Source organism: Paraburkholderia phytofirmans (genome assembly GCF_046028095.1).
Lineage (GTDB): Bacteria > Pseudomonadota > Gammaproteobacteria > Burkholderiales > Burkholderiaceae > Paraburkholderia > Paraburkholderia phytofirmans_A.
In genome coordinates this window covers 506,263-519,814 of the sequence record NZ_JAQQDJ010000003.1, presented here as the reverse complement: position 1 = coordinate 519,814, position 13,552 = coordinate 506,263, and the positions used below count along the sequence as shown (strand labels likewise).

The window sequence follows — 13,552 nt, the reverse complement described above, 5'->3', positions numbered from 1 at the left end:
GATTGCCGCTACCCTAGTCGTATGCAAAGCTTTTACGAAGCCACTGTCACCCGTTCTTCCGCCTATGCGCCGCTGGCTGGCCGGCGTGCCGCCAATGTCTGCGTCATTGGCGGCGGCCTGGCGGGATTGTCCACGGCGCTGGGACTCGCCGAGCGGGGCGTCGCGGACGTCACCGTGCTCGAAGCCCGGCAAGTGGGCTTCGGCGCGTCCGGCCGCAACGGCGGGTTCGTGTTCGGCGGCTACAGCCTCGATTGCGCCGATCTGCTCAAAACCCTCGGCGCCGTGCGCGCCCGCGAACTCTATACGCTGACCACCGACGCAGTCGACCTGATGCGCAAGCGCATCGCGCGCTATCACATCGACTGCGACGCAACCGACGCCGGCGTGGTCCTCGCCAACTGGTTCGACGAACCGGCGCGGCTCGAATCGCAGCGGCGCCTGATGCGCGATTCGTTCGACGTCGAGTGGGAACCGGTGGCAGCGCAGCAGCTCGCTTCGCAACTGAAAACGCGCCGTTATCACGGCGGTCTGTTCGAGCGCAACGCGTTCCACTTTCATCCGTTGAAGTACGTGCTCGGCGTAGCTAACGCCGCGGCGCATGCCGGCGTGCAGATCCACGAGGATTCGCCGGTCGTGCGTCTCGAGCGCGACGGCGCCGGCTTCGTGGTGCACACGCAGCACGGCGCGCTCGACGCCCAACACGTGGTGATGGCGGGCGGCGGTTATGCGCGCCGCGTCTATCCGTTGGTCGAACGCGCGGTGCTGCCGATCGCCACTTATGTGATGGCGACCGAACCGCTCGGCGCCCGTCTGCAAGACGCAATCGATACGCGCGCCGCCATCTACGACACCCGCTTCGCCTTCGACTATTACCGCCCGCTGCCCGACACGCGCATTCTGTGGGGCGGCCGCATTTCGGTACGCGACCGCGAACCCGAGGTGATCGCGCGCCTGTTGCGGCGCGATCTGCTGAAGGTCTACCCGCAGTTGCACGACGTGCGGATCGAGTACGCGTGGGGCGGCCTGATGAGCTACGCGCGGCACAAGATGCCGCAGATCGGCCGCAGCGCGGATGGCGTCTGGTACGCGGTCGGCTTCGGCGGACACGGCATGGCGCCGACTACCGTGTCCGGCGAACTGCTGGCGGCGGCGATTGCGGGTGAGCGTCCGGTGCCCGAGGCGTTTGCGTCGTTCGGCCTGACGCCCGCTTACGGCGCGCTCGGCCTCGCCGCCGCGCAACTGACCTACACCGCCATGCAGACACGCGACGCGCTCGCCGCGCGTCGCCGGCCTGCCGTTTGACCTCGGCCGACACGTCGCCGCTCATGCCCGCGCGCCGGTTAAAAGGCCAATTTCGCCATGCTAGAATGCGCCGTCACTGCCGCTCGAATACACAATGAAAAAGGGAAGCAAGGCCGCCGAGCCTGATACCAACGGCATCCCGTCCGACAGTCCGCGTACCGACGCCCGGCGCAAGTACGATCCCGAACAGACGAAGCGCAACATCCTCGACGTCGCGACCCAGGAGTTCTCCGCGATGGGACTGACGGGCGCGCGCGTCGACGCGATCGCGGAGCGCACGAACACCACCAAGCGCATGCTGTACTACTACTTCGGCAGCAAGGAAGGGTTGTACCAGGCGGTGCTGGAAAAGGTGTATGGAGACATTCGCGCACTCGAACAGGATCTGCACGTCAGCGAACTCGATCCGATCGAGGGCATGCGCGCGCTCGTCGAGTTTACGTTCGACTATCACGACCGTCAGCGCGATTTCGTGCGGCTCGTCACCATCGAAAATATTCACGGCGCCAAGTACGTCGAGCAGGTCAAGACGTTCAAAGGCCGCAACGTCACCGTGATTCATACGATCGAGGATCTGCTCGCGCGCGGCATCGCGGCGGGACAGTTCCGCAGCGATATCGATCCGATCGATCTGCACTTGCTGATCAGCTCGCTGTGCTTTCATCGCGTGGGTAATCGCCATACTTTCGGCACGGCGTTCGGCCGCGATCCGTCGCATCCGCGTTTGCGCGCGCGGCATCGCGCGATGATCGTCGATGCCGTGCTGCGGTTCGTGCGCAAGGACGATTGAGGCAATCGAGCCTCAAAGTAAAAAACGGGACGCGGCTTTCGCCACGTCCCGTTTTTTTTCGTCTGGCTTCAGGCAGGCGCTTAATCCACCAGCACGATCCGCTTGATATCGCCGACGATGAAGATGTACGACAGCGCCCCGATCAGCGCGATCGCGCCGATGAACACCAGCGCGCCGACGAACGAACCGGTTGCCGCGACGATGAAACCCACCACCAGCGGCGTCACGATGCCGGCCAGGTTGGCCGCGAAGTTGAAGATGCCGCCGGTCACACCGAGCAGGCCGTCCGGCGCGATGTCGGACACCAGCGTCCAGCCCAGCGCGGCCATGCCCTGCGCGAAAAACGCCACCGACAGGATCGCGATCACCGCCACGTTGCTGTCCACATAGTTGGCGAGAATGATGGTCGACGCGAGCAGCAGGCCGGCGATGATCGGCAGCTTGCGCGCCACGTTCGGCGACTTGCCGCGGCGCAACAGCCAATCGGAAAAGAAGCCGCCGAACATGACGCCAATCGACGCGGCAATGAACGGCATGATCGCGAAGAAGCCGATCTTCAGCCAGGCCATATGGCGTTCGGTGGCGAGATACGTTGGGAACCAGGTGAGGAAGAACACCAGCGTCGAGTTGCCGGCGAACTGGCCGAGGCAAATGCCCGTCAGTTGACGATGCTTGAGCAGGCGTCCGATGGTGCGCCATTCGAAGCCGCTTTTCGCCGATGCCGCGCCCGTGCTGCCCGCCGCATCGGCATCCTTCTTCCGATGCGTGAGACCGCCGCCGGCTTCGATATAGTCGAGCTCCGCCTGATTCGCCGACGGATGGTCGCGCGGCTCGCGATAGAACATCCACCAGATCACGCCGAACACGATGCCCACGCCTCCCACCACGTAGAACAGCGAGCGCCAGCCGAAGGCGCCCATCAGCATGAACAGGAACGGGCTGAAAAAAGCGAGGCCGATATATTCGCCGACCGTGTACGTGCCGGTCGCCATCGCGCGTTCGCTCTGCGGGAACCATGTGGCAACGACGCGGCTATTGGTCGGAAAGCACGGCGCTTCCGAGACGCCGAGGCCGAGGCGGAACGCGAACAGCGCGCCGATACCATGCACCAGCCCTTGCGCGAGCGTGCAGAGCGACCAGAAGGTCATCGACAGGAAATACGTCACCTTGCTGCCGAAGCGGTCGAGAAACAGGCCGCCCGGAATCTGCGCGGCCACATAGCTCCACGAAAACACGGAGAACAGCAGCCCCATGAGCGCGGCGTTGATGCCGAGTTCCCTGGTCAACTGCGGCGCCGCGATGCCGAGCACCGTACGGTCGAGATAATTGATCATCGTCCCGACCGCGAGCAGCGCCAGAATCTGGAAGCGGGCTTTCGAGCGGCGCGTGGTGCTCACCGCGGCGCTGTTGGGCGTGGCGGCGTCGGCGGGACTGGATTGAATCGGTTGCTGCATGAAGTGTTCGTCTCCTCGATCTGGCTGTTACCGGTCGGCACGCTGCCGGTTAGCGTTGCAACAACGACTGAAAATGGGTGTAGACCCGTTCAGCGTCCGGTTCTAGACCGGTGAAAATGCGCATGGCGTCGACCGCCTGATACACCGCCATGCCGCCGCCGCTCAGCGTGCGGCAGCCGATCGCTTCAGCCGCCTGCAACAGCGCGGTGCGGATCGGGAAATAGACGATGTCGGCGACCCACAGATCGCGGTGCAGCAATTCAACTGGCAACGGCAAGCCGGGCAATTTCGCCATACCGGTAGGCGTAGCGTGAATCAGGCCGTTGGCGGCCGCGAGCGATTCGGCGAGCGAACTGCCGGCGCTGACGCTGGCGGCCGGAAAACGCTTCTGCAGTTCGTCGGCGAGCGACGCGGCGCGCGTGGCGTCCACGTCGAACAGCGTGAGCGATTTCGCGCCCATGTTCAACGCGGCGTGCGCGACTGCCGCGCCGGCGCCGCCCGCGCCGAGTTGCACGACACGTTCCAGCGACACGTCTGGCAAGCCGCGCTGGAACGCACGCGCGAAACCGGACCAGTCCGTGTTGTGGCCGATGCGTTTGCCGTCCTTGAACAGCACCGTGTTGACGGCGCCGAGTGCGCGCGCGTCGTCGGAAAGCTCGTCGAGCAGCGGAATCACGGCCTGCTTGCACGGGTACGTGATGTTCAGACCGTTGAAGCCCATGCGTTCGGCGGCCATCAGCAGGTCGGGCAGTGCAGCGACGTCGAGTTTCAGCGCTTCCAGGTCGATACGGCGGTACACATAGTGCAGACCGAGCTTGCTGCCCTCTTCCTCGTGCATGGCCGGCGTCAACGATCCGCCGATGCCCGCGCCGATCAGGCCGACCAGATAGGAATGAGGCGTTGCCTGTGAGCTCGTTTGTGCGTTTGCTTGTACGTTCGCTTGTACGTCCGCTTGTGAGTTCATTTCGCCGCCCTATTCTTAAGAATGGTCGCCATCCGCTCCAAAGCCAGTACATAGCCTTGCGTGCCGCAACCGACGATGATCGCGTCCGCCACCGCCGACACGTACGAGTGATGACGGAACGCCTCGCGGCGATGCACGTTTGAAATATGCACTTCGATGACCGGCTTTTCGATCGCGGTAAGCGCATCGGCGATGGCCACCGACGTATGCGTGTAAGCCGCCGGATTGATCACGATGCCGTCGACCTTGGTGCGCGCCGCGTGCAGCCAGTCGATCAGTTGATGCTCGGCGTTCGACTGACAGAAGTCGATCGACAGATTCAGGCGCTCTGCCGCATCGCGGCAAAGTCTCGCGACGTCGTCGAGCGTTTCCGAGCCGTAGAAGGTCGGCTCGCGCGTGCCGAGCAGATTGAGATTCGGTCCGTTGAGGACCAGTACTGACGCAAAACTCATGACAACCACTCCTGCTAGATAAGGCAAGAAGCCAGCCACGGCAAGCGCCGTGGTTTTGCAACGTGAGCGAAGTGTGCGCGCATTGGGCGTCGCCGTCATTCGGGGTTTCTACGAATTTGTACCATCTAGTTAGTTTGTATAAACTGTCGAGAATTTCGGTTAGTGTGGGTGATTGCGGCTTGCGTCTTGCTGACGCATGTAACGAACTGGTCCATTTTCCGCATTGCAGCATGCCCGTTCCGGATCTGCGAGCGTCGCGCGCCGGCTGTTGCGCGCCTTATTCAACATCCGTTTGATTGTTTTTGCAGGAGCCGTCCATGCAACGTTCGATTGCCACCGTGTCGATCAGCGGAACCCTCGTCGAGAAGCTGACCGCGATCCAGGCGGCGGGCTTCGAAGGCGTCGAGATCTTCGAGAACGACTTGCTGTATTTCGACGGCTCGCCCGCCGACGTGCGGCGCATCGCCGAAGATCTCGGGCTGAAAATCATGCTGTTTCAGCCGTTTCGCGATTTCGACGGGGTCAGCCCGGAGCGCCTCGAGCGCAATCTCGACCGTGCGAAGCGCAAGTTCGACGTCATGCATGAACTGGGCACCGACCGCATTCTGGTGTGCAGCAACGTTTCGCCCGACACCATCGGCGACGACGCATTGATGACCGACCAGCTCGGCGCGCTGGCCCGCGCGGCGGAGGCGGCCGGCGTGATCGCGGGCTATGAAGCGCTCGCGTGGGGCAAGCACGTCAAGACCTACCGGCACGCGTGGAAGCTTGTGAACGCCGTGAATCATCCGAATCTCGGGCTCGTGCTCGACAGCTTCCACACGCTGTCGCTGAACGACACGCCGGACGCGATCGCCGACATTCCGGGCGAGCGCATCGCTTTCGTGCAGATCGCCGACGCGCCCAAGCTCGCCATGGACGTGCTCGAATGGAGCCGCCACTATCGCTGCTTCCCCGGTCAGGGCGATTTCGATCTGGCCAATTTCACGGCGCAGGTCGTGAAAACAGGCTACAGCGGGCCGCTTTCGCTGGAAATTTTCAACGACGGCTTTCGCGCCGCGCCGACCACCATCACGGCCGCGGACGGGCATCGCTCGCTGCTATTCCTGGAGGAACAGACCCGCGCGCTGCTCGAAAGCACGCAGCAGCCGGTCGGCGACCTGTATCGCTCGCCCGCGGCGCCGGCGCACGTCGGCTACCAGTTTCTGGAGTTCGCGGTCGACCACAGCACGCGGGCGCAACTCGTCGACTGGCTCGGCAAACTGCGCTTTCGCGAGGCGGGCCGGCATCGCTCGAAGGAAGTCACGCTGTATCAGCACGGCGCGGCCTCGATCGTGCTGAACGCCGAGCCGGATTCGTTCGCCAACGCGTTTTTCCAGCAGCACGGTTTGTCGCTGTGCGCGTCGGCATTTCGCGTGGACGACGCCAATCAGGCGTTCGAACGCGCCGCCGGCTTCGGCTACGCGCCGTTTTCCGGGCAGATCGGCCCGAACGAGCGCGTGCTGCCCGCCGTGCAGGCGCCGGACAGCAGCCTGAATTATTTCGTCGACGAAACGCCGGATCAGCCCACCTTGTTCGAGGCCGATTTCGTCCTCACTGACATGAACGGCCCGAGCGAAGTGGGACCGCTCAGCCGGATCGACCATGTGTGCCTGTCGGTGCCGGCGAATTCGCTGGACACGTGGGTGCTGTTTCTGCGCACTGCTTTGGGCTTCCAGGCAGAGCCCGGCGTGCTGGTGCCCGATCCGTACGGCCTCGTGCGCAGCCGCGCGTTGCGCAGCCACGACGGCTCGGTGCGTATCGTGCTGAACGCCTCCGTGGACCATCACACGGCGGTGGCCGAGGCGTTGCATACCTATCACGGCTCGGGCCTGAACCACGTCGCCTTCAGCACCAGCGACATTTTTAGCGCGATCCCCGAGTTCGTCGCCGACGGCTTGCCCGTGCTGCGCATCCCGCGCAATTACTACGAGGATCTGGCCGCCCGCTACGCGTTGCCGGACGAGACGCTGGACGCGCTGCGCGCCAATAACATCCTGTATGACCGCGACGAGCGCGGCGGCGAGTTTTTCCATGCTTACACGGAGCAGCTCGACCAGCGCTTCTTCATGGAGATCGTCGAGCGGCGCGGTGGTTACGACGGGTACGGCGCGGCCAATGCCGCCGTGAGGCTCGCCGCGCAGGCGCAGCGGCGCAAGTAGGGTTTGGCGTTGTGGCGCGTTGGCGCGTTGGCGCGTTGGCGCGTTGGCGCGTTGGCGGGTTGGCGGGTTGGCGGGTTGGCGGGTTGGCGGGTTGGCGGGTTGGCGGGTTGGCGGGCAAATTTTAGTCGGCGAGTCCGGCCAGGCGGGCACGGCGTGTGCGGCATCCGCGGGGGTAGCCGCGCCGCACCGATATAATGGCGCCTGATTTCACGGCCAATGCCGCCCGGTAGAGCCACAAGCAGGCGCCGCGCGCCACCGTCGGCCGAATGTAACGTCAGGAGAGATATGAAGAAGTTTGCCGTAGTCCTGTCAATTCCCCTGCTCCTCAGCGCTTGCGCGTACTTCCAGAAGAATCCGGATGCCGGCGAGCCCGTTACGGACACCACCACGCAGCGCTCCGTCAACGACGTGGTCTCGTGCCTCACGCAATTGGCCACCAGCCATGACGCCGCGTTCAAGTCCACGGCGATCCCACAAGGCCAGATGCTCGACTTCGGCGATTCGAATATCGTCAAGGTCCGCAGCGACAACGGCGCGACGACTTACCGTTTCTATGCGGGCAAGCGCCACGTGAGCAATCTGTGGATCGAGTCGGCGGGCAAAACCTGCGCCCCGTAAGGCTTCGCGGGGGAAAGAAAGCGTAAGTGTGACAATCGGTAACATGGTTCGATGCAATGTTCGTGTCATGGTGTTACAGGACAATGCCGTCTTAAGAATCGTTTAAGACTTCGTCCGCATCATCCACCCGATACCAAACCGCACAAGGTGCGAACCATGAACCAGCCCGATCAACACACGAACGACTCCCCGGCGCCGGCCAAGCGACCGACCATGCTGCGTCGCCTGCTGAGCCACCACGAGCTGGCGACGCTGCTGCTGTTGCTGCACGCGCCGATCGACGCGCTTGCCAAACCCGAGATTCCGCAGCTTCACGAAGCCGGATTGATCGAAACCGTGTCCGGCGACGCAGGCGCTTCGCATATCCGTCTGACGCCCGAGGGCAACGCCGTGCTGCGCGGCCTTGGCATAAAGTAACGCGCGCGGTCGGATTCGAGCTCGAAAGCGCACGAAGCACGGACGTATAGGTCTCAGGTCGTTTGACCTGGCAGAACGCCGGCCAAGACCCACGCCGACAAACGCGCGACCGGCTCAAGCGCAATCACGCCTGCCACACGCCGTACCCCGCTTCACGCAGTCCAATCGCCAATTCCACTTCCATGTCCTGTGCGCCGCGGTAAGGCATGGGATTGAATACCTCGTACAGTTCGGGCAAAAGGCGCAAGCCGTAATCGCGTACATAGCGATTGGCCTGAATGCCGGCCTTGTGCCGGTCGAAGCGCAGATCCGGGTCCAGTCCCGTCATTCCCACGTACACGCAAGGCTTGTCGAACCGGTAGTCCGGATTCGCGCGGCGAAAACGCGCCTCGTTCCAGACCTTGTCGTCCAGCGCGACGACGTAGACGTAGTAATGGTGCTTGCGACGAGCCATGTGCTGCGGTTCAACTCCGCGAAGTGCCGTGCAGCAGCATGCGGTATTCGGTCGGCGTGATGCCGACGGTCGCCTTGAATTGGCGCGTGAACGCGCTGTGGTCGGTGTAGCCGCACAGCGCGGCGACGTCGGTGACCTTGTCGTGCGACACCAGCAGCGCCGTGGCGGCGTCCAGGCGGGTTTTCAGCAACACCTGGCGCGGCGTCAGATGAAACACCTTGTGAAAGTAGCGCTCCAGTTGCGCGACCGACATATTCGCCATGGCCGCGAGTTGCTTCAGATTCAAAGGCTGAACGTAATTTTCCTGGATGGACTGCACGACCGCGGCGAGGCGGCTGTAGGCCGGATGGCTGCTTTCGTCCGCCTTCAGATCGCGGGAAATGCCGGCGAGGCCGACCACCTTGCCGGCGGGATCGCGCAGCGGCTGTTTGCAGGTCAGACACCAGCCCGGCTGGCGGCCGGGATACAGATGCAGTTCCAGTTGGTCGATCATCTGATTGCCGACGTTGATGATCGCCTTGTCCTGCGCCGTGTAGATGCGCCCGAAGCGGCGCGGGAACACGTCCTCGGCGGTCCGGCCGAGCAGCGCGGACTTTTCCTTGAAGCCGCAGCGCGACGCGAGCGTGCGGTTGACCAGCGCGTAGCGCGCCTCGGCGTCCTTGACGAAGAACACGACGTCCGGCATCGCGTCGAAGACAGGCTCGAGCAGCCTGAAGTGCGACAGCATGCCGGATAGCGTTGCTTCGTCCGGTTCGAGCGGATGAGCCAGCGTGTTCATCGTGCGGGTTCCGTTGGTCGGGGCGTTGGTTGGGGCGGTTGGGGGAGCGGTTGGGTTTTTGGTTTGGGCGCTTGTGGTGGCTGGTTGCTGGTTGCTGGTTGCTGGTTGCTGGTTGCTGGTTGCTGGTTGCTGGTTGCTCGGTTGCTCGGTTGCTCGGTTGCTCGGTTGCTCGGTTGCTCGGTTGCTCGGTTGCTCGGTTGCACGGTTGCTCGGTTGCTCGGTTGCACGATTGCACGGTTGCCGACCGACGCTCAGGACTCGGCGCTCGGCGCCTCGCCCCATGCGCCCGGCACATGCGCCCGGCACATGCGGTCGATTATAGGGCGGCGCCGCCACCGACAATATCCGCTGGACGCCTAGACGCGTGGACGCACCGCGGCTCATTCAACCGGCGGCGGCTCCGCATCCACCGCCATCAACGTACCGATTTGCGCCGGACTGAACGGCGGACGCGGCGCGGCGGCCTGCCACCCAAAGTACACGTCGGCCGCCGTGCCGCAGATTCTTCCCTGGCAGGCGCCCATGCCGCAACGCGTATGCAGCTTGGCCTCGCGCCAGTCGGCGAAGGCGCGCACCTCGCCGATGCTCACGTCCTCGCAGCGGCACAGCAGCGTGCTATCCGCGGGCGGCGTGCGCGCCGCGTCCCGCAATGCGAACGCCGTGTCGACGCGGCGCCCGAACCGGCGCCAGCGCGCACGTTGCGCGTCGAGGGCGGCATGGTCCGCGCCGGCGCCGCTTGCGGCGAGACCCGCGATCTCGCCTTCCACACCGGCCAGCTCCGCGCCGCCGACACCGGTGCATTCGCCCGCCGCGAACACGCTTTCGACCGACGTACGCTGCGCGCCGTCGACGACGATCTCGCCCGCTTCGCCGATCGCGCAGCCGAGCGCCTGGGCCAGCGTGATGTTCGGCACGAGTCCATAGCCGCAGGCGACGCGATCGCAATCCAGCGTCACTCGCCTGCCGTCGCGGCCACGCCTGACGGTGACGCGCTCGACGCGGCCCTCGCCCTGCGCCTCTTCGACGATGCTGCCGGTCCAATAGTGCAAGCCCGCGAAACCGCGCGTCATGCCGACGGCTTGCCGCAACCTGGCAGGCGCCGCCAACAAGGAAACGCCGAAGCGCGCGACGTCGAAAACCGAAGCCTGCTCGACCACCGCTACCACGCATGCTCCGGCGGCGCGCGCCGTGGCGAGCGCCGCAATCAACAAAGGACCGCTGCCGGCAATCACGATCCGCTCGCCACGCACCGGCATGCCACCCTTGATGAGCGCCTGCAACGCGCCCGCGCCGGTCACACCGGGCAAGGTCCAGCCGGCGAATGGCAGAAGCCGCTCACGTGCGCCGGTCGCGAGAATCAGGCGCTCGTAAGTGACGCACGCGCCGCCGGATTCCGTCGATTCAAGCAGCAGGCCGCGAGACCTCAACGGTGCAACGACACGTGTGGACGGCCAGTGTGTGATGGCGCTTTGCCCGCCGATCGCTGTCAGAAGACTGCGCAGTTGCGCCTGCGGCGCGTGGCCCGGACCTTGACGCCAGATCTGGCCGCCCGCGCGTGGATTGTCGTCGACGAGCGCAACCGTAGCGCCCGCGCGCGCGGCGACGGAGGCGGCGTTCAAACCAGCAGGACCAGCGCCGACGATGACAATATCGAAGTGCTGTTTCATCGGATGCCCGCCGCGTCCTGAGCACGAACGATCTGCCCTTCCCGACACAAAGTCTGACAAGCCAGCGCATGCGCCCGGCCGTCGATCGTCACGCGACATTCCTGGCACACGCCCATGCCGCATAGCGCGGCGCGCGGTTGGCCGCTCACCGACATCCGCGTGCTGCGAACGCCCGCTAACACGAGCGCCGCGGCCACGGTCGTGCCCGCATCAACGTCGATACGGTGGCCATTGATCGTCACGCTTACGCGCGTCGCTGCGCCCACGCTATTCATGAATCACCTTCTGGGCAAAACGAACCGGCAAATATGGCTCGAGAGGAATCGCCGTGCCACTCCGCACGATTTGTGCTGCAAGCAGCTTCGCGGTCGCAAGCGAGGTCGTCACGCCCAGCCCCTCGTGTCCAACGGCGAGCCACACGCCCGGCGCGAAATCGCCGGCGGCACCGATCAGCGGCAGGCCGTCCGGCGATGCCGCGCGAAACCCGGTCCACGCGCGAATGCCATGGAGCGTCGGCAGCACCGGCAGATAGCATGCGGCGCGTTGCAGCATCTGCGCGAGCACGGGCATGTCGACGGCGGAATCGGTGGTGTCGAACTGGCGCGACGAGCCGATCAGCAATTGTCCCGTGGGCCGCGGCTGTGCATTGAACGCCACCGAGGTGCCGGCCGCATGATGCGCGCTTTTGATGTAGCCAAGTTCGAGCAACTGATGCCGGATCAGGCCAGGATAGCGGTCCGTGATCAGCAGATGGCCTTTCTTCGGCTGCAATGGCACCGACGCCACCAATTGCTGCGCACCCAGCCCATTCGCGACGATCACGTGCGCCGCGCCGATGTGTTCGCCGCTCGTCAGCGTGACCCCGCTCGCGCTGACCGACGCCACCGCGGCACCCAAACGCAACTGGATATTCGGCGCGCCCGGCGATCGTGTCAGCAGCCACTCGGCGACGGTCGGCGCATACACGATGCTGTCATGCTCGATTCGCAAACCGCCCGCCATCGATGCCGCCAGCGCCGGCTCGCAAGCCCGCAGCGCGGGCGCGTCGAGCAATTGCGCGGCGATTCCCTGAGCCTCGAACGCGGCATGCATCGCGCGGGCGGCCTGCCACTCTTTTTCGTCGGCGGCGACCCAGAGCGTGCCGCAGCGCGCGAACGCGTCGCGCGGACGCAGTTGCGGCGCGAGCTCCAACCACAAGTCTCGTGAATAGCGGCTCAGCGCGAATTCCGCCGGCGAGTCGTTCATCACGACGATGTGCCCCATGCCCGCCGCCGTCGCGCCGCCACCGATGCCCCGCGCGTCGAGCACCTCGACCCGCATGCCGAGCGCCGCCAGTTCCGCCGCGCATGCCGCGCCGACAATGCCTGCCCCGACGATCAGCGCGTCCGCCGTCATGCGGTGGGGATGCCCCACGCGAACGGATCGCGTTCGTCGAAGCAAAGGCGCGCTTCCGCCGTGATGTACGCGTGACCGGTGATGGTGGGAATCACGTGGACGCCATCGCCGGCATGGCGATAGCTCGCCTCGAACACGCTGCCGATAATGCTCTCCTGCCGCCAGACCGCGCCTTCGGCCAGTTTGCCGTCGGCCGCGAGGCAAGCTACTTTGGCGCTCGTGCCGGTGCCGCATGGCGAGCGGTCGTACGCACTGCCGGGACAGAGCACGAAGCTACGGCTGTCGAGGCCGTCGCGCGAACCCGGTCCGAAGAGTTCGATGTGGTCGATCAACGCACCGTCCGCGCCGGTGATGCGCTGCGCGATCAGCGCGTCGCGAATCGCGTCACTGAACGTGGTCAGTTCGCCGATCCGCGACGCTTCCAACGCGCGCCCGTGGTCCGCGACAAGAAAGAACCAGTTGCCGCCCCAGCCGATGTCGCCGGTCAGCACGCCGTGACCCGGCACCTCCACTTGCACCGACTGGCGATACCGGTACGCGGGCACGTTGCGCACCGCGACGCTGCCGTCGTCGTTGAGCGTCGCTTCGACAATGCCGACCGGCGTCTCGATCCGATGCCGTCCCGGCCCGATCCGTCCGAGGTGCGCCAGCGAAACGACGAGGCCGATCGTGCCGTGCCCGCACATGCCGAGATAGCCGACGTTGTTGAAAAAGATCACGCCGGCCGCGCACGTCGGGTCGTCCGGCTCGCAGAGCAGCGCGCCCACCACTACGTCAGAGCCGCGCGGTTCGGTGACGATGCCCGCGCGCCAGTCGTCGAACTGCGTGCGGAACACGTCGAGCCGTTGCGCCAGCGTGCCGCCGCCGAGATCCGGGCCGCCCGACACCACGAGGCGGGTCGGTTCACCGCCGGTGTGCGAGTCGATGATGTCCAAGGTTTTCATGTTGCCCATGGTAGAAACGGCGGGCGTGGGAGTCTTGGTGTGCTTACGCGTGGATTGTGACGATTTCGGCATAGCCTTGCGATCACGCGACGGCCTCGCACGCTCACGCCGACCGC

Annotated in this window: 14 protein-coding genes; 5 read left to right on the top strand and 9 right to left on the bottom strand. The window is 65.1% G+C overall.

From position 1 onward, the window contains the following. Window positions 1-21: 21 nt before the first annotated feature. Both PQR54_RS11250 and PQR54_RS11245 read left to right on the top strand, forming a co-directional pair. Window positions 22-1,302: an NAD(P)/FAD-dependent oxidoreductase gene (locus tag PQR54_RS11250; RefSeq protein ID WP_408245522.1), complete on the top strand. Its 1,281-nt coding sequence runs from the start codon at window positions 22-24 to the stop codon at window positions 1,300-1,302. A 94-nt stretch (window positions 1,303-1,396) separates the two neighbouring features. Beyond that, a complete protein-coding gene (locus PQR54_RS11245) occupies window positions 1,397-2,092 on the top strand; it encodes a TetR/AcrR family transcriptional regulator (RefSeq protein WP_408245520.1) in 696 nt (231 codons plus the stop codon). Between the two features lie 80 nt (window positions 2,093-2,172). Here PQR54_RS11245 and PQR54_RS11240 read toward each other — a convergent pair whose 3' ends face one another. Genes PQR54_RS11240 through aroQ form a run of 3 tightly spaced genes read right to left on the bottom strand, consistent with a single transcriptional unit; the run spans window position 2,173 to window position 4,962 of the window. Then, window positions 2,173-3,546: an MFS transporter gene (locus PQR54_RS11240; RefSeq protein ID WP_408245518.1), complete on the bottom strand. Its 1,374-nt coding sequence runs from the start codon at window positions 3,544-3,546 to the stop codon at window positions 2,173-2,175. A 49-nt stretch (window positions 3,547-3,595) separates the two neighbouring features. After that, window positions 3,596-4,510 (bottom strand): shikimate dehydrogenase, encoded by a 915-nt coding sequence (locus PQR54_RS11235; RefSeq protein WP_408245516.1) that lies wholly within the window; start codon window positions 4,508-4,510, stop codon window positions 3,596-3,598. Then, window positions 4,507-4,962 (bottom strand): type II 3-dehydroquinate dehydratase, encoded by a 456-nt coding sequence (aroQ, locus tag PQR54_RS11230; RefSeq protein WP_408245514.1) that lies wholly within the window; start codon window positions 4,960-4,962, stop codon window positions 4,507-4,509. Before aroQ ends, PQR54_RS11235 begins: the two co-directional genes overlap by 4 nt. A gap of 317 nt (window positions 4,963-5,279) precedes the next feature. On the opposite strand from aroQ, the gene PQR54_RS11225 reads away from it, so the two are divergent. From PQR54_RS11225 to PQR54_RS11215, 3 genes are all read left to right on the top strand, one after another. Beyond that, a complete protein-coding gene (locus tag PQR54_RS11225; RefSeq protein ID WP_408245512.1) occupies window positions 5,280-7,163 on the top strand; it encodes a bifunctional sugar phosphate isomerase/epimerase/4-hydroxyphenylpyruvate dioxygenase family protein in 1,884 nt (627 codons plus the stop codon). 285 nt (window positions 7,164-7,448) lie between these two features. Continuing rightward, window positions 7,449-7,781 (top strand): YdgH/BhsA/McbA family protein, encoded by a 333-nt coding sequence (locus PQR54_RS11220; protein ID WP_012426453.1) that lies wholly within the window; start codon window positions 7,449-7,451, stop codon window positions 7,779-7,781. A 156-nt stretch (window positions 7,782-7,937) separates the two neighbouring features. Continuing rightward, window positions 7,938-8,198 (top strand): hypothetical protein, encoded by a 261-nt coding sequence (locus PQR54_RS11215; RefSeq protein WP_408245510.1) that lies wholly within the window; start codon window positions 7,938-7,940, stop codon window positions 8,196-8,198. 124 nt (window positions 8,199-8,322) lie between these two features. Here PQR54_RS11215 and PQR54_RS11210 read toward each other — a convergent pair whose 3' ends face one another. The 6 genes from PQR54_RS11210 to PQR54_RS11185 all read right to left on the bottom strand — a co-directional run bounded on the left by PQR54_RS11210 (window position 8,323) and on the right by PQR54_RS11185 (window position 13,445). Beyond that, window positions 8,323-8,652, bottom strand: a complete 330-nt coding sequence (locus PQR54_RS11210) for a hypothetical protein (protein ID WP_408245508.1) — start codon at window positions 8,650-8,652, stop codon at window positions 8,323-8,325. Window positions 8,653-8,662: 10 nt separating this feature from the next. Next, window positions 8,663-9,430 (bottom strand): AraC family transcriptional regulator, encoded by a 768-nt coding sequence (locus PQR54_RS11205; protein WP_408245506.1) that lies wholly within the window; start codon window positions 9,428-9,430, stop codon window positions 8,663-8,665. Window positions 9,431-9,810: 380 nt separating this feature from the next. Continuing rightward, window positions 9,811-11,097 carry an FAD-dependent oxidoreductase gene (locus PQR54_RS11200; protein WP_408245504.1) on the bottom strand — a complete coding sequence of 429 codons (1,287 nt, stop codon included), beginning with the start codon at window positions 11,095-11,097 and terminating at the stop codon, window positions 9,811-9,813. Then, a complete protein-coding gene (locus PQR54_RS11195; protein WP_408245502.1) occupies window positions 11,094-11,372 on the bottom strand; it encodes a (2Fe-2S)-binding protein in 279 nt (92 codons plus the stop codon). Before PQR54_RS11195 ends, PQR54_RS11200 begins: the two co-directional genes overlap by 4 nt. Continuing rightward, on the bottom strand, window positions 11,365-12,492 hold the full coding sequence (locus PQR54_RS11190) for an NAD(P)/FAD-dependent oxidoreductase (protein WP_408246056.1): 1,128 nt from the start codon (window positions 12,490-12,492) through the stop codon (window positions 11,365-11,367). Before PQR54_RS11190 ends, PQR54_RS11195 begins: the two co-directional genes overlap by 8 nt. Next, window positions 12,489-13,445 carry a 4-hydroxyproline epimerase gene (locus PQR54_RS11185; RefSeq protein WP_408245501.1) on the bottom strand — a complete coding sequence of 319 codons (957 nt, stop codon included), beginning with the start codon at window positions 13,443-13,445 and terminating at the stop codon, window positions 12,489-12,491. Before PQR54_RS11185 ends, PQR54_RS11190 begins: the two co-directional genes overlap by 4 nt. Window positions 13,446-13,552: the final 107 nt, after the last annotated feature.

Bases quoted from the DNA above. Each gene is read 5' to 3' on its own strand.
- PQR54_RS11200 (WP_408245504.1), bottom strand. From the start codon at position 11,097: ATGAAACAGCACTTCGATATTGTCATCGTCGGCGCTGGTCCTGCTGGT.
- aroQ (WP_408245514.1), bottom strand. From the start codon at position 4,962: ATGAGTTTTGCGTCAGTACTGGTCCTCAACGGACCGAATCTCAATCTG.
- PQR54_RS11185 (WP_408245501.1), bottom strand. From the start codon at position 13,445: ATGGGCAACATGAAAACCTTGGACATCATCGACTCGCACACCGGCGGT.
- PQR54_RS11205 (WP_408245506.1), bottom strand. From the start codon at position 9,430: ATGAACACGCTGGCTCATCCGCTCGAACCGGACGAAGCAACGCTATCC.
- PQR54_RS11190 (WP_408246056.1), bottom strand. From the start codon at position 12,492: ATGACGGCGGACGCGCTGATCGTCGGGGCAGGCATTGTCGGCGCGGCA.
- PQR54_RS11215 (WP_408245510.1), top strand. From the start codon at position 7,938: ATGAACCAGCCCGATCAACACACGAACGACTCCCCGGCGCCGGCCAAG.
- PQR54_RS11225 (WP_408245512.1), top strand. From the start codon at position 5,280: ATGCAACGTTCGATTGCCACCGTGTCGATCAGCGGAACCCTCGTCGAG.
- PQR54_RS11195 (WP_408245502.1), bottom strand. From the start codon at position 11,372: ATGAATAGCGTGGGCGCAGCGACGCGCGTAAGCGTGACGATCAATGGC.
- PQR54_RS11235 (WP_408245516.1), bottom strand. From the start codon at position 4,510: ATGAACTCACAAGCGGACGTACAAGCGAACGTACAAGCAAACGCACAA.
- PQR54_RS11220 (WP_012426453.1), top strand. From the start codon at position 7,449: ATGAAGAAGTTTGCCGTAGTCCTGTCAATTCCCCTGCTCCTCAGCGCT.
- PQR54_RS11240 (WP_408245518.1), bottom strand. From the start codon at position 3,546: ATGCAGCAACCGATTCAATCCAGTCCCGCCGACGCCGCCACGCCCAAC.
- PQR54_RS11245 (WP_408245520.1), top strand. From the start codon at position 1,397: ATGAAAAAGGGAAGCAAGGCCGCCGAGCCTGATACCAACGGCATCCCG.
- PQR54_RS11250 (WP_408245522.1), top strand. From the start codon at position 22: ATGCAAAGCTTTTACGAAGCCACTGTCACCCGTTCTTCCGCCTATGCG.
- PQR54_RS11210 (WP_408245508.1), bottom strand. From the start codon at position 8,652: ATGGCTCGTCGCAAGCACCATTACTACGTCTACGTCGTCGCGCTGGAC.